Source organism: Shewanella sp. S23-S33 (assembly GCF_043359565.1).
Taxonomy (GTDB): domain Bacteria; phylum Pseudomonadota; class Gammaproteobacteria; order Enterobacterales; family Shewanellaceae; genus Shewanella; species Shewanella oncorhynchi.
In genome coordinates this window covers 221,738-239,997 of record NZ_JBHFFD010000069.1, presented here as the reverse complement: position 1 = coordinate 239,997, position 18,260 = coordinate 221,738, and the positions used below count along the sequence as shown (strand labels likewise).

The following is an 18,260-nucleotide window of genomic DNA, read 5'->3' as shown; positions in this document are numbered from 1 at the left end:
ATTCATTTCTGGAGAACATTATGATTGCGGTAATTTTTGAAGTCATCCCGACAAAGGAAGGGAAGGAAGAGTATCTGCACGTGGCGGCTGAAATGCGCCAATATTTAGAAGGCCGCAAGGGATTGATTTCGATCGAACGTTTTCAGAGCTTAACCGACGATGGCAAAGTACTAAGCCTGTCGTTTTGGGAGGACCAAGCCTCTATTACCCAATGGCGTAATCAGATGGCCCACAGTATTGCCGAGCAAACGGGTATAGTGCCTTGTTTGTTTAACTCTTATCGCATTCGGGTGGCAGAAGTAGTGCAAGATTACAGTGAAACTGTGCATGTTGAAGCTGAGTAATCACTTATCTCGCTGATGTAAAAACAAAACCCATCTCTAGAGATGGGTTTTTTATGCGTGACACTTAAGTTTGAGATTATTTTTCTTGTTGAGCTTTCAATAGATCGCGGATTTCAGACAGCAACTCTTCTTCTTTGGTCGGTGCTGGTGGCGCTTTAGGCGCATCTTCTTCCTTGCGTTTTAGGGTGTTAATGGCTTTTAAACCCATAAAAATGGCGAAGGCGATAATCGTAAAGTCGATAATAGTTTGAATGAATTTGCCATAGGCAATGACCACAGAAGGCGCATCGCCTTGAGCTGCCTGTAGCACTATGCTCAAATCACTAAAATTCACACCACCTAGGATGATGCCAATTGGTGGCATGATGACATCGGCCACGAAGGACGAGACGATTTTGCCGAATGCGGCACCTATGATGATACCAACGGCCATGTCGATCACATTGCCACGGGACGCAAAAGCCTTGAACTCTTTAATTAAGCTCATTAGGTTTCCTCCAAAATTGAGATTAAATGTTAAGTTTTATTGTGCAAACTGTATCAGGAAAACCTAAGGTCTTTTGCAGCCTGTTACCTTGCCAAGCTTATAGGGGCTTATGGATTAAGGCAATTCTGACATAGAGGATTTATCCTTAAGGCAATGATTTACACTTTACAAAGTAACAATTGTTACTGTTTGGGGTATTCGATTTATTCATCTAGATCGGCATGGCCGATAAAATCAGGGACTTCTAAGACTTGCGATCCCCAACGTTTAAATAGGGAGCTATAGATGAATTCAATAAAGACGCGGTATTTTCGCGGTAGATACGCCCGCTGTGGATAGCTAAGTACTACCTTAGTTTGCACCATTGGATAGTCATCTAGTAGTGGGATTAAATCGCCTTTTTCTAATGCGACTTGGGCTATGATGGACGGCACCGCAGTGATCCCAAGCCCCGCAATGGCGGCCTCGCGAGCGAGGGTGACATTGTTTACCGTCAGTTGAGTCTTGGGCTCGGCGACAATCCAAGTTTTGCCATCGAATAATTTCCACGCACCTTCAATATGCGCCGACTGCAAGCGAATCGCTTTATGTTTGGCTAAGTCCTGTGGCACCTTGGGCGTTCCATGGGCAGCTAAATAAGCTGGGCTTGCCATGAGCGATTTATGGGCGTTGACTAAGGCATAGCTTTGCAAGCGAGTGTCGCCAGAATCGGCAATTTGAAATAATAGATCGATGCCTTCTTCTATCACATCAACCTTTCGATTGGTGAGTTCAGCCTCTATGGTGATTTCGGGATAAAGTGTTAAAAACTGCGCGAAAATCGGCCCTAAAAACAATTGGCCTAATTCAATTGGGCAGACAATTTTTAGATTGCCTTTAATCAATTGCTGTTGGGCGCTGAGCTGATTTTCGGCGCTCTGCAGATCGGTGAGGATCTTATTGATCTTATTGTAATAACTTGATCCTGCTTCGGTGAGTTTTAGGGCTCTCGTGGTGCGAAACAGCAGTTGTGTGCCGGTATCGGCTTCGAGCTCGGCTATCTTGCGACTGACGGTTGCCTTAGTGAGCCCAAGGGCTTTAGCTGCGCCAGTAAAGCTACCTTGCTCGACCACTTGAGCGAAAATTTGCACGCGATTGAGATCCATCATTGTTACACCTGTGAAACAGTGGGTTGATTTTTTACTGACTAATAAACTTAGTGAGACAGTAGTACACTAGATATCACTAATCAAGGAGTCATTCATGTCCAAAAGTAAACTCATTATCGCCGTTCCACTGTTACTCGCTGCAGTTGCAGGAGGCGGTTATTACTGGTGGACACAGGTACGTTTTATCGAAACCACGGATAACGCTTATGTTGAGGCCGATATTTCCCATATCAGCGTGAAAGTGCCTGGCTACGTTGTGTTAAGCGATGTAACCGATAACCAGCATGTGCAAAAGGGTGAGTTATTAGCTCAGCTAGAAGATAACCAGTTTAGTGCCAAAGTGAGTCAAGCCGAAGCCTCACAGGCGAGTGCGAAGGCGGACTTGCAAACCTTAGCCGCAAAGGTTGAGTTGCAACGGGCGTTAATCACTCAAGCCAGCGCAGGCGTGGTAGCGGCAAAGGCCGATAAAATACGGGCACAACAACAATTGAGCCGTTCAAAAAAGCTTAAAGTCAGTAATTACAGCTCCCAAGATGATGTCGACCAACTACAGGCAGGATTTGATTCTGCCGCCGCCCGCCTCGATGAAGCTCAAGCCGTGTTAGTGGCAAAGCAACGGGAGTTAGCGGTTTTTAATGCCCAATTAGATCAGGCGGGTTCAGTAGTAGAGCAGGCCGATGCGACTTTAGAACTGGCGAAAATTCAGTTAAATGATACCCGTGTGACCGCACCTTTTTCTGGGGTGATTGGTAAACGTGGCGCTATGGTGGGGCAGTACGTGCAGCCCGGCCAAGCACTCTACAGTTTGGTTCCGGATGGGGCTGTGTGGATCACGGCGAACTTTAAAGAGACCCAGATCCAACATATGCAACCAGGACAGTCGGTGCAGGTCAGTCTCGATGCGTTTCCCGACAAAACCTTTATAGGTGTTATCGATAGTCTGTCACCGGCGTCCGGAGCCAAATTCAGTCTACTGCCTGCGGAAAACGCCACAGGTAATTTCACTAAAATCGTGCAGCGTATTCCCGTGCGTATTCGCTTAGATTTATCTGAGGAAGAAGCACACATGCTACCGGGCTTAAGTGCGGTCGTAAAAGTGGATACGGCGTCGGGTACTGCAATATCGGCAATCGCTGCAAATACAGGTCGTTAGTATGAGCGCAACTGGCTCTATCACTGCGTCTGCCGATATGGAGGCGCAGGGCATCAGTGTACCTAGAAAGCCTACCGATTATGAACGTGGCAGTCGCCGTTCATGGATTGCGGTATTTGGTGGTTTGATCGGCGCCTTTATGGCGATCCTCGATATTCAAATCACCAATGCATCGATGAAGGAGATTCAAGGCAGCCTTGGGGCAACGCTCGAAGAAGGTAGCTGGATTTCAACCGCGTATCTGGTGGCTGAGATGATCGCGATCCCGCTCTCTGGCTGGCTCAGCACAGGATTGTCGGTCAGGCGTTATCTGTTATGGACCACGGCTGCTTTTATCTTTGCTTCTGTGCTTTGCTCAATCGCGTGGAACTTAGAGGCCATGATCGCCTTTCGGGCGCTACAGGGCTTTTTTGGTGGTGCGCTTATTCCGTTAGCCTTTAGGCTTATTCTTGAGTTTTTACCCGATAACAAACGTGCCGTCGGCATGGCGTTATTTGGCGTGACGGCGACTTTTGCGCCTTCAATCGGCCCGACCTTAGGCGGTTGGCTGACCGAGCAATTTAGCTGGCATTATCTGTTTTATATCAATGTGCCACCGGGTTTGTTGGTGATGGCCATGTTGGCCTACGGTTTAGAGAAGCAGTCGGTCGTTTGGGATAAGCTGAAGAATGTCGATCTGGCGGGCATAGTCACTATGGCCCTAGGGATGGGGTGCCTTGAAGTGGTGCTCGAAGAAGGTAACCGCAAGGACTGGTTTGGTTCAGAACTCATTCGTAATCTGGCCATTATTGCCGTCGTGAATCTGGTGTTGTTTGTTTGGATCCAGCTAAGGCGCAAAGAACCGTTAGTGAATTTGCGCCTGCTCGGTAAGCGTGATTTTGTGCTCTCTACTGTGGCGTACTTTTTACTGGGCATGGCATTATTCGGCGCTATTTATTTGATCCCACTTTATCTATCACAAGTCCATGATTACACACCGTTAGAAATTGGTGGTGTGATTATGTGGATGGGATTTCCGCAGCTATTGGTCTTGCCCTTAGTGCCGAAATTGATGGAGCGCTTCGATAGTCGTTATCTCGCTGCTTTTGGCTTTTTAATGTTCGCCATTAGCTATTACATGAATAGCCAGATGACTGCAGATTATGCCGGACCGCAGATGATCGCTTCGCAAGTAGTGCGGGCATTAGGTCAGCCTTTTATTCTGGTGCCAATTGGAATGCTTGCGACCATGCATTTAAAACCCCATGAAAATGCCTCGGCATCGACGGTATTAAACGTGATGCGTAACTTAGGTGGTGCTTTTGGTATCGCGCTGGTGGCGACCCTGACTGACACTTTGTCGCGCGGGCATTTGGCTCATATTAAGGAATCTTTACCCGCAGTGAGCACACAAGCACAGGATTATTTAACCCAAAGCGCAAGCATGTTGCAGGCGGGAGGTTCTGATCCCTATACCGCCGCCGCGCAGGCGAAAGCTTTACTGGGCAAAACCATGAGTCAGCAAGCTTATATTCAGGCCTATAACGATGTGTTTTACATCATGGGCGCTCTGCTACTCATCGCCGTATTCGCTGTGCTGCTGATCCGTAAACCGACAGGGCCTGTGGCCCACGATGCCATGGTTGAGTAATAACGTTTTTCGTTATCCTGTTGTTGCCATAGATTTCCCCAGATCTATTGGTTTGCGCAACAGTTTTGCGCCTTAGTCCTCACGGATTAAGGCGCTTTTTTATGGTCTTTATGCTGTGGTAGACTCAAAGCTCTTTTTCGATGATTTGCAGAGGGATATCGTTTGCAGTGGCAAAATCTTACATTTAATCAATTAAATGCCAATAGGCTATACGACATATTGAAGCTAAGAGTCGATGTGTTTGTGGTAGAGCAGTCCTGTGCGTATCCAGAGCTTGACGATAAGGATAGGCACCCAGAAACCCAGCATTTATTCGGCTTATCGTCAGACGAGGAACTGCTTGCCTACGCGCGTATTTTGCCGCCGGGATTGAGTTATCCAGAGGCGAGTATCGGCCGTGTGGTGGTATCGCCAGCGGGACGAGGCAAAGGACTGGCCATGCCTTTAATGCAGCACGCCATTGAATCGGCACTGACGACATGGCCCGAAGCGGGGATCCAAATTGGCGCCCAAGATTACCTCAAAGCTTTCTATCAAAAACTCGGCTTTGTCGCCTGCTCTGAGATGTATTTAGAAGATGGTATTCCCCATTTAGATATGCGCTACCAATCAGCATAAGCGGCTATCAATATGAGTTATCTACATCAATTATCAACATAAGCGATCAACAAAAGCTAGGCACATAAACATTCAACATTAAGCCAATAAGGAACTGAGATGTCGACTTCAACGGACTATAAAATCAATCAACAGCAAATTGCCTGCGTGGCGAGTTTTCTGGCTAAAGAGGGCAAAACCGAAGCGTTGATCGCGGCGCTCGCGAGCCTTATTCCTGATACGCGCCGCGAAGCGGGTTGTATTCGTTACGAACTCAATGTGAGCCGTGATGAACCACGCCGCGTGACGTTTGTTGAGAAGTTTGTCGATATTGCCGCCTTTGATGAGCACTGCGCTAAGGATGCGATTCAACACTATTTCCACCAAGTTATGCCCGAATTAGTCGAGTCATACCATGTGGAAACCTATCATCAAGTGATTGTTTAACCATGAGATAAACGATTAGGAGCTTGCAGTGTTGATTAACGCTATCGAGCCAGTATTTAGATCTCTATCCGAATGGAGCTCATTGATACTGCAAGTGACTAATGGCCGCAGCTGGAACTATTGCACTTTAACTCTTTAGTGCTAAAGGGTGTATTAGTAAGGACAAGGTAAAGTTGCTGGCTTAAGTTGCATTTGCCATCAATGTACCGAGTAGTTATCTACGACAAGAATGACAACCTAGATTTTGATTGTATGACTTCACTGGGATTAATAAAGCTGCCTTGCTACTTTGCTTAATTGAACCCATTCGAACTTCATCGCAGAGTGAGTTTTATATCCATTTCACTCTAAAAAGCCGAGTGGTTTATCACTCGGCTTTTAATATATCTTAGATATCGCTTTATTTAGTGAAAAACACTAATGTCCAAGGGACTACGTATGCTTGGAGTACTGTGATCACGCCAATGAAAGTACAGAAAAATAGACTGTGCTTTAGCGTAAAGCGGAAAAGATCTGATTCTTTACCCGCCAATCCCGTTGCAGCGCAAGCAACGGCAATAGATTGTGGCGAAATCATTTTGCCCGTTACTCCTCCCGTAGTGTTTGCGGCGACTAATAGCTCAGGTGTTACACCTATTTGGTTTGCTGTATTGGCTTGCAGCGCGCCAAATAGGGCATTTGATGAGGTGTCTGAACCTGTTAAAAACACACCTAGCCAACCTAAGAATGGTGAGAAGAAGGGGAATGCTACGCCAGTGCCAGCGAGCACGAGTGCTAATGTTGAAGATAGACCTGAATAGTTTGCAACAAAGGCAAATGCTAATACTAATCCAATCGACAATATCGGGAATTTTAATTCAATTAAAGTGTCTTTAAAGGATGTCAGTGCATTACTTACTGACATTTTAAGGACCACAATTGAGATCATTGCTGCGATTAAAATTGCTGTTCCAACAGCGCCTAATAAATTAAGTTTATATATTGCTGCATAAGGGGTTTCCTTAGCGACAATAGGCGCACTTTTGATAACGAGATTATGTAAGTAAGGTACTTCAATACTGATAGTGGCAAAACTTAATGCCAGTTGTACATCTTTAAGACTCCACAGGGTTACAATCGCCGTGAGAATAATAAAGGGAGACCATGCTTTAAATATCTGGCTATTAGAAAAAGTAGATTTAGGGGTAGTAACTCTTTTTTTCATTCCTGAGAAAGTGAATATTTCTTTTGGTTGCCAGACTTTTAAAAATAACGTTAAACAAATTAGACTGACTAACGCCGAAGTAATATCGGGTAATTCGGGGCCGATAAAGTTTGAGGTCAAAAATTGGGTAATCGCAAATGAAACGCCTGCTACTAATGTTGCGGGCCAAGTTTGACGTATTCCCCTGATGCCATCCATCATTGCGATGAGCCAGAAGGGGACAATAATCGATAAAATTGGCAACTGACGGCCAGCGAGTTGTCCAATATGGAATGGATCTAGTGATGAAACCTGACCCGCTACGATAATTGGGATACCCATAGCTCCAAAGGCGACGGGTGCCGTGTTTGCGATTAAGCAAAGTCCTGCTGCATACAATGGATTGAATCCAAGCCCGACAAGTAACGCAGCTGTAATAGCAACAGGTGCACCAAAACCCGCAGCACCTTCGAGGAAGGCTCCAAATGAAAAGCCAACCAATAGCATTTGTAATCGTTGATCTTCCGTGACTGAGATGACTGACGAGCGAATAACCTCAAATTGACCTGTTTTAACGGTGATTTTATATAAAAATACTGCGGTAATAATAATCCAAGCAATTGGCCATAGCCCATAACTAAAACCATATATAGCAGAAGCAAGCGCGATACTAATAGGCATTTTGTAGGCGAGTATCGCGACTGCTAAGGCAATTAATAAGGTTAATGCCCCAGCGATATAGCCTTTAAGTTTTAACACAGTTAAGGCTAGGAAGAAAAACACAATAGGCAGTAAAGCAACCATTGCGGTTAGCCACAAGCTACCGAGTGGCGTGTATGTTTGGGTCCAGGTCATAGGGAGGTTTCCGTAATTGTTATAATATGTTGATAAATAGTGTCGCAGCCGCAACATAGCAGATACTAGTGTTTAGTGATGTAGGATCAATCTTAAATGTTGCAATAAGTGATATGGGTCACGAGATGTGTGGATAAATGATGACGGGGAAATACCTAAATAATAATCAAGTAAAATATTGCCTGTTTTAGCTATATTCACCAAGCATCTAATTTAGGCTGTATTAATATTTGTTATGTTATCAATATTATTTTTTGTGAGTCGTGAAATTAACTAGAGTATTGTGATTTTATGAAAAACTAGGCTGTACTGGTTTGGTTTTTTTGTAGTGTTTATAACAGAGCATTTATAAATATTTGTTTATCTTTAGATATAGAAATTAATAGCAATCAATGCAATGCAACTAATAATGCAGTTATCTTATTGTGGCATGAATTGAGCTATAGATGTTGCCATACTCTTGTCTATGAGTTTGCTTGGCTGGAAATTTACCTTGCTATATGTGGCTGTGAGTATGACAGTAGGTTGAAATTTTTAATTTTGCAGCACAGTTCGTTGAGGAAGTAACATGAAACAAGTCAAAGTATTAGGCAGTGGTTGCGCTAAATGTAGCAAAACCGCTGAGATGATTGCGGACATATCAGAAGAAATGGGTGTGGATGTGATTGTAAAAAAGGACACAGATCCTCAAAGCCTATTGAAATTTAAAGTGATGAAAACCCCTGCGGTAGTGATCGATGGTGAGCTCATACATAGCGGCTCAGTACCGACGCGCGATGAAGTTGAGGGGTGGTTAAGGGACTAGAGCTCGCTGACTCGCTGAATAGTTGCACGGAGTATGCTCGTTAGAAAGCGCTTAAGCTAAAAATGCACACCATTGTCATCCTGAATCCTTGGCAATGGTGGTGTAATATCATCAGTATACGATTAATGATATTAAATATAATGTGTTTAAAAACAATGCATTGATGCTTTGTGTAGTAATTTTATTATGGGGTTTTATTGGCTACTGTTTAGTCAGCATTGCATTATCTGGGCGAGTTTATTAAGTCTATGTTGTATGAGGTTGTTTGCAGATTTCGACTTCTTTTATCAGTATCACTGCTATGATTTTGATTCAGTGACCTCGTCAAGTTGCGGGATGAGTGCCAATGCAAAAGTGGCTTAGGGTATTAACACGTTTCTACAGTTGGTTATTTTTTACTGTACGTCGGTTTCGTTTAGGGCTTTTTCTAACGCTAAGTTTATTAGCTTTACCTTTATTTGCTGCTCAAACATCTCCCGGATTAACCCAAGTATTAACGCCCGCTACGGATTGGAAAAACTCCGCTTATATCACCCAAGCATTTAGTGAAGTCGCCCTACAAAATGAGTATGACCTTGCTAAACATAGCGTGCGTAAGTGGCGCATACCGGTACGAGTGTTTATTGAGCATCAAGTGGGTGATAAGGCGCTGCACACTCAATTAGTGTTGATGCACTTAACACATTTAGGCCAGATCACCGGCCTCGATATTCAACGGGTGGATACGCTCTCTGAGGCGAATCTGCACTTAGTGTTTACCCGTCAATCCCTATGGGCAGGTGAGGTGATGCGCTTAATGGGACCGAGCTCGGCGAAAAATGTCCATGGTTCTGTGTGTATGGCAAAGTTTGCTCTTAATTCACGGCAAGAGATTGAACGTGCTTGGATTATTATTCCTGTAGATCAAGCCAAAATGCACGGTAAGTTAGTGGCTTGTGTAGTGGAAGAGATTACTCAAGTGCTTGGTTTACCCAATGATTCAGAGAAAGTATTTCCCTCCATCTTTAACGACAAAACCCCGCAGGACTTACTCACTGGGCTCGATTTCATTTTGCTTAAATTACTCTATAGCCCAAGTATTAGCGCTGGAATGACGGCGGTAGAAGTCAAACAGCCTATGCAGATCTTGCTCGAACAATGGCTGCGCGATGGCACTATTGCTAACGCTGGCAAAACGGTACGTCAAGGTCAGTTGTACCCATTGTTAGGTTATTGATGACTAAGCATTACAGCTAAAGTTGACATTGCTCGCACGTGACTAATTAATCCTTTTTGTTTTAGGAATAAGGGCATAGTCTATCTTTATATGAGATAAACACCTTGGAGGGACACCATGCGAATGACATTGCAGTTTTTAGGGGCGACAGAGGAAGTGACGGGTTCGTGTCATTTACTCTCGGTTGATCATGAACACTTATTGCTCGACTGTGGTTTGATCCAAGGCGGTAAATCTGATGAGTTGCGTAATCATGATCCCTTCGCATTTGATCCTGAGTCTATTTCTGCTGTCGTGCTTAGCCATGCCCATATCGATCATTCTGGGCGTTTACCACTTTTAGTCAAAGCGGGTTTTGATGGGCCTATCTACACCCATAAAGCCACGGCAGAGCTGTGCGCCATCATGCTCAAAGATGCGGCTATGCTGCAGACCCGCGATACCGAAAGAGTCAATAAAAAGCGTGCTAAACATGATCTTGACCCCCTAGAACCGCTATTCACCGTTGAAGATGCTGAACTCGCGATAACCCAATTTGTACCATTGGAATATGGTCAAGTGACTAGGGTTATTCCCCATGTGGATATTTGCCTCTCAGATGCAGGGCATATTTTAGGTTCCGCCTTAGTCGAGTTGTGGTTAGGTGAGGGAAAATCCCAGAAGAAAATCGTCTTCAGTGGCGATCTTGGCCGTGCAGGTATGCCGATTTTACGTAATCCTACCTTAGTGGATACGGCAGATCTAGTCTTAATGGAAAGCACCTATGGCAATCGTTTTCACCGCAGTTGGACGGATACCTTAGCCGAATTGAAAGCTATTTTTGCTAAGACAGTCAACGAGAGCCAAGGCAATATATTGCTGCCCGCTTTTTCGGTTGGACGAGCACAGGAGTTATTATATCTATTTCATTTATATGCTAAAGAATGGGATCTCGGCCGCTGGAAAATCTGCCTAGACAGCCCGATGGCAATTGAGGCGACCCGCGTCTACGTTAATAATTATCCGCTGATGGATGAGGACTTTAAACGCTTTACCCGCCAACATCCTGGGCAGCATCCGCTGTTGTCGAATGTCGAATTTATCCAAACGACCGAAGAGTCGATAGCGCTGAACGACGTGCATAAGGGATTGATCATTATTGCAGGGAGCGGCATGTGTAACGGTGGACGTATTCGTAGCCACTTAGAGCATAATTTATGGCGCCCAGAATGTGATGTGATTATTTGTGGTTATCAAGCGCTTGGAACACCAGGGCGTGCCCTCGTCGATGGCGCTGAGGAACTGTCTATTCATGGTAACAGCATTAAAGTCGCGGCTAAGTTACACACAGTGGGCGGACTTTCAGCCCATGCGGATCAAGCAGAGTTATTACGTTGGTATCACCATTTTGAAGGCCAGCCGCCGTTAATTTTAGTCCATGGAGAACCCGAGGCGCAGCATGGATTAGTCGATGTGATTAACCAAGATCCTCAGACTAAACCAAAGGCTATAGCAATTGCGACCCAGGGTGATCGATTGGATTTAAATGCACTGCCGCAGTTAGTGTGGAAGCCTTAAAAGAGTTGAAAGTACAAGTTCAAAAGTTGGGTGGAAATGCCATTATCTTCTACACGTGTGGCAAAGCGAGTTATCCTGCCTGTGAGTTGTATTTTGAATGTAATGGTGAAGGTTTTCTATCGAAGATTAGCGTTTAGTTTTATAAAAAAGCTCACATAGTTGTGAGCTTTTTTTATTTTAAATCAATCAGGTTACTGTATTAGTCAGAGTTGTTGTCAAATTCAGTATCATCGAGTAACTCAAAGGCGGGAACGACATTCGGTACGTCTTTAAATAAGCGAGTGAAATGGCGCTGTACACCTTTCAAATCGATTCCTGCTAAACCTGATGCAAAACCAAACCAAGCATAAAGGCCACTAAAGTTATCAAACATGGGCGGTAGATATTTAGGCGTAGTCAGAATGCCCTCTTGGCAAGCTTGGTATAACACGGGGATATCTTCAATCGCCAATTTACCGAGGAATAGCATAGGGATGAGTTCAGGAAGGCCTGAGGTGATGGCGCTGCGGATAAAGTTAATGTTTTCCACATAACCACGCACATAGGAAATATCCTTAGTGAAGAAACTGCCGCCTTCCACCATGCCCCCACGGAAAACCCTTTGGGTGACACGGTAACTGTCTGTCGCACTTAGATTCAATCCTCTGAAATAATTAAATACCTCTATAAAGTCAGCACCATTTTCAGCCATATCGACCGCGGCAACACGGTCACTAATTCGCCGAGCCCGTCCTGGATTTGAGCTTAGCGTCAGCATTTCCAGTAAAACGGCTAGACCTTCTTGGGTTGCTGCTACGCGGGGAGAACCGACACTGAGCCAAGTGGCGTGGGGTTGAGCTCGGCCGTTTAGCGTTGTGCCGACATGCACCCAACCTTCGTGAACTTCATATACATTAAGATCCGATTCGCTGAACATTGCTTTGCTATTGAGCTTAACAGTGTCGCCACCGACTGCAGCGTCAGAGACGATACCGTCACTTAGGCGTACACGCATATCATCGCTATGGAAGTACTTTTCTAAACGTTGGCAGAGCACGTTAACTGCTTCTGGCGCGCTAATAATTTTAGGGTGATGTTTATTCATGTGCCTCGCCGCGGGCAGCGAGAAAATGTAGCTGAGTTTATCACCTAACTGGCGCAAGGTATGGCGATCGCCATGCAGTTTATGGCTAGCACTGCCGTACAATTCTTGGCTGAGCTTACCAAAGGTTGGCGTGCCTCTGTTCCCCAACATATCGATGACAAGGCGATACTGATCGACGTTTGCCACTAATATTTTGCCGAGTTTGTCTCGTTTACCCAAACGTCTATGGATGTCCTGCTTTAGGGAGGCTAGCTCAGCTTGGGTTTTAACAGGATCAAAAGGTAAAGCAATGTTTTGATAGAACTCTTGCTTGATAGCCGGAAGTACCGTGCCCTTATTGGATAGAAAACGCTCTTCCATTTCCCGCGGCCATTTAATGGCATCTAAGATTTTTATTGGCGTTTGAATGCGAATTAATTCATCGGAAAAACGGCGTAGATCTTGTTGATATTGGGCTAACGACTCAGACATTCCCGTATATCCTGCAGGTAATTTCAGCGAGAGAGATGTGGCTAATCATAGCCTTAAACCTCATTTATTCATATTGATTCGCAGGCTAGCTGAGAAAATATACCGATTAAATAAATTAGCTGTTATCGATTTTGTGAATCATTTTGGTGCACTTGTTACAATTCTAGCGCTATGTCTATGGGACATAAATAAGTAACCATCTGTTTAATAATATTTTATTGATATGACATTAAAGCTGCTTTGTTCTTGATATAGAAATAGATTGATTGGAGCAAAACATGACAGTGATGACGCGATATTAAATTTGGAGGTTAGTGAGCTAGAGCAGAGTCACACCCAGCATTATTGGCTTGGTGAGATATTCGATTTTAGTGGGCCAAAACTCAGTGAGTTCGAAACAAATGATCACCGACTGAGATCATCATCCCATCATTTTGACCACTAGATAGCGAGATAGAATTGGCTAGAAAAAATCGTCATCTCCTAATGCACGTTTTAACTCCGCCCGCTCGAGGTAGTCTTCTAAACGCTTTTTGACTTCGCGTCTATGCTGCATTGCCTCGGCGGCTTTGCTGTTTCTTGGTGTGGTCATTGCCTCAAGTTCAGTATCGTTGGGCACGACTTCAGTAATATGAGCCATAACGAATTCCTCTTGTTGTTCCTAACGACTTTCTAACTAAAAAGAGTATGGTAGAAAAGCAAATAATTTTGTGAGTTAGGGTGAAAAATTCTTCCCGTGAGTCGGATGATTCAGCTTACCGCTGTTTGGCGTAGGCCCGAGACTGCAATTGAATATTTGATTAATTTAGTTTTTGCTTATTTTGTGATTAAGAGCACGGTATCGTCATAGATATATTCGCGTTAATTCCGAGTTAAATAGTAGGATAAACTTGAATTTAGTCATAATTACAACAACACTTGTACCTGTGTTTGTTGTTAATCGTTTGCTAGGGAATTGGCTTACATGGACAAGGATCAGTTTTCTAAATCACTCCCCCCATCTAATAATATCTACTTTAGCGTGCTGAGCTCTAGCTGGCTGATGATAGTGGCTGCCTTACTTTTCATGGGGATCTCTTGGTATGTGCTTGAGCAATATCTTAGGGATAGAGGTGAAGAGCGTTTCGAAAATAGCGTTCAAGAATTAACAGAAGCCGTGAATCGCAGAATGCTTGCCTATGAGCAAGTCTTACGTGGTGGCGTTGGCTTATTATTATCCTCGAGTAATGTGACACGTCAGGAATGGCAAACTTATGTCATCAATGCTCATTTATCTGAGTATTACCCAGGTTTTCAAGGTTTTGGCTATGCTCAGTTACTTCAACCTGAAGCATTAAGTGCGCACATCCAACAAGTTCAAGCTGAAGGTTTTAAAGACTATAAAGTTTACCCAGAAGGAACGCGTGATCAGTATTGCGTGATTGTGTACTTAGAACCCTTTGATTGGCGTAATCAAAGAGCCTTGGGTTATGACATGTGCTCCGAGTCTAATCGATATAAAGCCATCACTCGCGCTATTACCACTGGACTGCCGACAGTTTCTGGCAAAGTCGTATTAGTTCAAGATACATCTGATGATGCTAAAGCGGGATTTTTAATGTATTTACCGCTTTATCAAGGCACTACAACAACAGAAGCTGAGCGTAAACAGCACGTGTTTGGACTTGTGTATGCAGCGTTTAGGATGGATGACCTCATGCAAGGGATTATGGGGGAGCGATTCTCAGGCTTGAAACTTGCCATTTATGAAAGTCCGCAGGCAAGCGCTGACAGTTTAATGTTTACCAGCAGCAAAGTGGCCCCGAATGAGCAGGATGTGTTTTATCACTCGCAGACTGACTTAGTTGGAGGGCAGTTGTGGCGTTTAGACATTTCATCACAATCGCGTTTTATCTCGAGAGCGGAACAGACCCAAGGTATGTGGCTCCAATTTATCGGTTGTGGTTTTATTTTGGCATTGTTTTACTCAGTGTTAATTATGGCGCGTAATCGATATAAGGAGTCTTTACTGACTTCAGAGTTAATTGCTAACGAAAAACGCTTTAGATTAGTAATTGAAGCCTCTCCAAGTGCGCTATTTATGGTGGATAAATCTGGATTTATTACTTTAGTGAATACCCATGCTGAACGTTTGTTCGGCTATACCAGAGACGAGTTACTCGGTCGTTCCATCAATATGTTATTGCCCGAAACCCTAAGGGATGCTCATCAGCAGCACATGAGTAACTATTTAGTGCAGCCTATTGCGAAAAATATGTCGATGCGGGATGACCTGTTTGGCTGTTGTAAAGATGGCAGTCGACTCGCAATTGAAGTGGGGTTGACGCCTATTCATTTTAGTAATGGCATTTCTATTCTCGCGACAATTAATAATGTCTCTGAACGTAAACGCATTGAAGTTCAGCGTGCAGAACATATGCTTGAGCTTGAGCGTATCAATCAAGAATTAGACAGGTTCGCCTATATTGCTTCCCATGATTTGAAATCCCCCTTACGTGGTATCGAGCAGCTAACCTCTTGGTTATCAGAGGATTTAGTCGATAACACCAATGAAAATGTACAGAAATACCTAGGGCTTATCCAAAGTCGTATTCATCGAATGGTGTTATTACTCGATGGACTATTGATGTTTTCTCGGATTGGTCGTGTTGATACCGAAACTACTGAAGTGAAAAGTCGGCAACTGGTTGAAGACATGTTTGCGCTCGTCGCGCCGCCACAGGGATTTGAATTAGTCCTAAAAGGTGAATTTCCAAATTTTTATACCGTAAGACCATTGTTGGAATTAGTTATACGAAATTTAATCAGTAACGCCATAAAACATCATGACTTAGGTACAGGTGTGATTACGGTTTCATGTGAGGCGGTTGATCAGCAGTATCGATTCAGTGTGATAGATGATGGTCCGGGGATATCAAGCTCATATCATGAAAAAGTCTTCGAGATGTTTCAAACACTTAAACCAAGAGATGAAGTTGAAGGCAGTGGTTTAGGCTTATCACTTGTGAGGAAAACGGTTGAAAGTTTAGGTGGAGAGATTCAGCTCAAATCGCAGGGCCGAGGTTGTTGTTTTTGCTTTAGTTGGCCTAAGAAAATAGTGAAAAAGGAGCTTCTATGAGCGCAGCAAATCACTATCAACAGGTCACCATTTTATTGGTTGATGATGATGACGTGGATTACATGGCCGTGCAGCGGGCGATGAGACAATTGAGGTTACTCAATCCCTTAGTGCGTGCTCGGGATGGGATTGAAGCATTAACTATTCTAACTAGTTTAGACACGATCAAAGGTCCGTATCTTATTTTGCTCGATCTTAATATGCCAAGAATGAATGGGTTTGAGTTCCTTGAGCGAATACGCTCAGATCCTTCTCTTTCTTCGTCTGTCGTTTTTATGCTCACCACGTCGAGTACCGATGAAGATAGGATGAAAGCCTATAGCCATCATGTGGCTGGTTACATGGTTAAAACTGATATGAAAGACGGTTTTAACAATATTTTTAATATGCTTGAAGGTTATTGGCGAATAGTGGAGCTCCCATCCGCATAAGGTGAGTATATGGATTTACTACTGATCGATGATGATGAAGTTGATAGAACTGCGATCATCCGAGCACTCAGACAGTCAAAGTTGACTTTTAATGTGGTCGAAGCAAATTGTGCATTTGATGGTTTAAATCTCGCATTAGAACGTCATTTTGACGGTATTCTATTGGATTATTTATTACCCGATGCTAATGGCTTAGAAGTGTTGATCAAGCTCAATGCCATGACGCAAGACCAGACCGTAGTCGTTATGCTGAGTCGCTATGAAAATGAGAAACTGGCTCAACGCTGTATTGAACTAGGGGCACAGGACTTCTTGCTTAAAGATGAGGTTAACTCGCGGATACTAACCCGTGCAATTCGTTATGCGAAACAAAGATCTTCAATGGCGTTGGCGTTACGCAATAGTCACCAAAAACTAAAAGAGCTAGCTGAACACGATTCGTTGACTAAGCTGGTTAATCGCTATGGTTTTGAACTTTGTCTTAATCGAGCGATAGCAAGGGCCAAACGTTGTCACGACTATTTAGCCGTTATCTTACTCGATTTAGATGATTTTAAAGCGATCAATGACACTCTAGGCCATCAGACGGGGGATATTCTTTTAGTTAAAGTAGCCGCTCGATTAAGTGAAGTACTACGAGATGGCGACATTATTGCCCGTTTAGGTGGGGACGAATTTGTCGTGCTAGTCACTGATAATGATTATAAATATTTCCCTATGATTGTGGCTAATCGATTGTTAAAAGTGTTTGAGGACGTGTTTTGTCTCGGTGATAACGATGTGCTTATTGGTGCCAGTATCGGCGTGGCTTTTTATAATGAAGCGGCTTCGAACAGTTCTGAGCTGATGAAATGTGCCGATATCGCTATGTATCGCGCTAAAAAAATGGGCCGAAACCAGATTCAGTTTTACTCAGAAGCTTTAGATAAAGAGGTGCGTTACCGTAATCATATCGAGTCGAGTTTGCGTACTGCCTTAAAAAGAAATGAATTTAAGGTTCATTATCAAGCGCAAGTGAATGCGAAAACCCATCAGCTGGTGGGGATGGAAGCCCTTATCCGATGGCAGCATCCTGTAGACGGCATTATCACCCCAGATCAATTTTTACCCATAGCCGAAGAAATTGGATTAATGGAGGACATTGATGATTGGGTGCTTGAACAAGCCTGTATTCAGGCACAGGTTTGGTTAACCCAATTACAGCCAACAGGGAGAGAATTTACCATTGCCGTTAACCTGTCTGCATCGCAAATTGGAAATGAGAACCTGTTTGATAAAATAGCGAATACGCTGACTAAGACAGGACTTCCTGCTGTAGCATTAGAGCTTGAAATTACTGAGAATTGCCTTATTGAAGATCCCCATGAACATGCCAAAATGCTCGATAGAATCGCCGAGTTAGGGGTGCGTTTTGCCCTTGATGATTTTGGGACGGGTTTTTCGTCCTTAGAACATATCAAATTGTTTCCCATTAGCGTGCTGAAAATCGATAAAAGCTTTGTCGCTTCCTATGATAAGGATGATAAAGACACTCGTTTGCTCGCTGCATTACTTAACTTCGCCCATGGGTTTAATGTCATATCAGTAGCTGAGGGCGTTGAAACAATTGAGCAGGCTGAGTTTTGTACTTCTCGCCATTGTACTGTATTACAAGGTTATTTGTTTTCTCGTCCCTTAGATGCAACGGAGTTTGAGGCTAAGTATATTCTGCCGCTGTTAACTTAAACCGAGTTC

Annotated in this window: 16 protein-coding genes and 1 pseudogene; 12 read left to right on the top strand and 5 right to left on the bottom strand. The window is 43.9% G+C overall.

The window, feature by feature from the left end:
- The first annotated feature begins 20 nt into the window (after positions 1-20).
- Positions 21-344, top strand: coding sequence for an antibiotic biosynthesis monooxygenase (locus ACHA99_RS20035; RefSeq protein ID WP_025008611.1), 324 nt, complete (start codon positions 21-23; stop codon positions 342-344).
- A gap of 76 nt (positions 345-420) precedes the next feature.
- Here ACHA99_RS20035 and mscL read toward each other — a convergent pair whose 3' ends face one another.
- Positions 421-831 carry a large-conductance mechanosensitive channel protein MscL gene (gene mscL / locus ACHA99_RS20030; protein WP_105250328.1) on the bottom strand — a complete coding sequence of 137 codons (411 nt, stop codon included), beginning with the start codon at positions 829-831 and terminating at the stop codon, positions 421-423.
- Between the two features lie 203 nt (positions 832-1,034).
- Positions 1,035-1,979 carry a LysR substrate-binding domain-containing protein gene (locus ACHA99_RS20025; RefSeq protein ID WP_393944585.1) on the bottom strand — a complete coding sequence of 315 codons (945 nt, stop codon included), beginning with the start codon at positions 1,977-1,979 and terminating at the stop codon, positions 1,035-1,037.
- Between the two features lie 94 nt (positions 1,980-2,073).
- Here ACHA99_RS20025 and ACHA99_RS20020 point away from each other — a divergent pair, with 94 nt between their 5' ends.
- The 5 genes and pseudogenes from ACHA99_RS20020 to ACHA99_RS20000 all read left to right on the top strand — a co-directional run.
- A complete protein-coding gene (locus ACHA99_RS20020; protein ID WP_173247738.1) occupies positions 2,074-3,132 on the top strand; it encodes an HlyD family secretion protein in 1,059 nt (352 codons plus the stop codon).
- Position 3,133: 1 nt separating this feature from the next.
- The gene (locus tag ACHA99_RS20015; RefSeq protein ID WP_131524254.1) at positions 3,134-4,762 is read left to right on the top strand and encodes a DHA2 family efflux MFS transporter permease subunit; all 1,629 of its coding nucleotides are present in this window, start codon (positions 3,134-3,136) and stop codon (positions 4,760-4,762) included.
- A gap of 162 nt (positions 4,763-4,924) precedes the next feature.
- On the top strand, positions 4,925-5,380 hold the full coding sequence (locus tag ACHA99_RS20010; RefSeq protein ID WP_393944582.1) for a GNAT family N-acetyltransferase: 456 nt from the start codon (positions 4,925-4,927) through the stop codon (positions 5,378-5,380).
- Positions 5,381-5,479: 99 nt separating this feature from the next.
- Positions 5,480-5,806, top strand: coding sequence for a putative quinol monooxygenase (locus ACHA99_RS20005; RefSeq protein WP_263145443.1), 327 nt, complete (start codon positions 5,480-5,482; stop codon positions 5,804-5,806).
- 28 nt (positions 5,807-5,834) lie between these two features.
- Positions 5,835-5,933 (top strand): annotated as a pseudogene (locus ACHA99_RS20000) (radical SAM protein); the annotation flags it as partial.
- Positions 5,934-6,206: 273 nt separating this feature from the next.
- On the opposite strand, the gene ACHA99_RS19995 reads toward ACHA99_RS20000, so the two are convergent.
- Positions 6,207-7,844, bottom strand: coding sequence for a lactate permease LctP family transporter (locus tag ACHA99_RS19995; protein WP_393944579.1), 1,638 nt, complete (start codon positions 7,842-7,844; stop codon positions 6,207-6,209).
- Positions 7,845-8,412: 568 nt separating this feature from the next.
- Between ACHA99_RS19995 and ACHA99_RS19990 the strand changes: the two genes are divergently transcribed.
- The 3 genes from ACHA99_RS19990 to ACHA99_RS19980 all read left to right on the top strand — a co-directional run bounded on the left by ACHA99_RS19990 (position 8,413) and on the right by ACHA99_RS19980 (position 11,422).
- The gene (locus ACHA99_RS19990; RefSeq protein WP_028761824.1) at positions 8,413-8,649 is read left to right on the top strand and encodes a thioredoxin family protein; all 237 of its coding nucleotides are present in this window, start codon (positions 8,413-8,415) and stop codon (positions 8,647-8,649) included.
- 346 nt (positions 8,650-8,995) lie between these two features.
- Positions 8,996-9,865 (top strand): DUF2927 domain-containing protein, encoded by an 870-nt coding sequence (locus tag ACHA99_RS19985; RefSeq protein ID WP_393944577.1) that lies wholly within the window; start codon positions 8,996-8,998, stop codon positions 9,863-9,865.
- A gap of 117 nt (positions 9,866-9,982) precedes the next feature.
- The gene (locus tag ACHA99_RS19980) at positions 9,983-11,422 is read left to right on the top strand and encodes an MBL fold metallo-hydrolase RNA specificity domain-containing protein (protein WP_212599622.1); all 1,440 of its coding nucleotides are present in this window, start codon (positions 9,983-9,985) and stop codon (positions 11,420-11,422) included.
- A 199-nt stretch (positions 11,423-11,621) separates the two neighbouring features.
- Here ACHA99_RS19980 and ACHA99_RS19975 read toward each other — a convergent pair whose 3' ends face one another.
- Positions 11,622-12,977 carry a flavohemoglobin expression-modulating QEGLA motif protein gene (locus ACHA99_RS19975; protein WP_393944574.1) on the bottom strand — a complete coding sequence of 452 codons (1,356 nt, stop codon included), beginning with the start codon at positions 12,975-12,977 and terminating at the stop codon, positions 11,622-11,624.
- Between the two features lie 463 nt (positions 12,978-13,440).
- Positions 13,441-13,617, bottom strand: coding sequence for a PA3496 family putative envelope integrity protein (locus ACHA99_RS19970; RefSeq protein WP_006079984.1), 177 nt, complete (start codon positions 13,615-13,617; stop codon positions 13,441-13,443).
- Between the two features lie 324 nt (positions 13,618-13,941).
- Here ACHA99_RS19970 and ACHA99_RS19965 point away from each other — a divergent pair, with 324 nt between their 5' ends.
- From ACHA99_RS19965 to ACHA99_RS19955, 3 genes are read left to right on the top strand one after another with little or no spacing between them, the layout of a single operon-like run.
- Entirely contained in the window at positions 13,942-16,095 is a 2,154-nt protein-coding gene (locus ACHA99_RS19965; RefSeq protein ID WP_173247621.1) for a CHASE domain-containing protein, read from the top strand.
- Positions 16,092-16,526, top strand: a complete 435-nt coding sequence (locus ACHA99_RS19960) for a response regulator (RefSeq protein ID WP_105250317.1) — start codon at positions 16,092-16,094, stop codon at positions 16,524-16,526. Before ACHA99_RS19965 ends, ACHA99_RS19960 begins: the two co-directional genes overlap by 4 nt.
- A 9-nt stretch (positions 16,527-16,535) precedes the next feature.
- Positions 16,536-18,251 carry a putative bifunctional diguanylate cyclase/phosphodiesterase gene (locus ACHA99_RS19955; protein WP_393944571.1) on the top strand — a complete coding sequence of 572 codons (1,716 nt, stop codon included), beginning with the start codon at positions 16,536-16,538 and terminating at the stop codon, positions 18,249-18,251.
- Positions 18,252-18,260 lie beyond the last annotated feature (9 nt).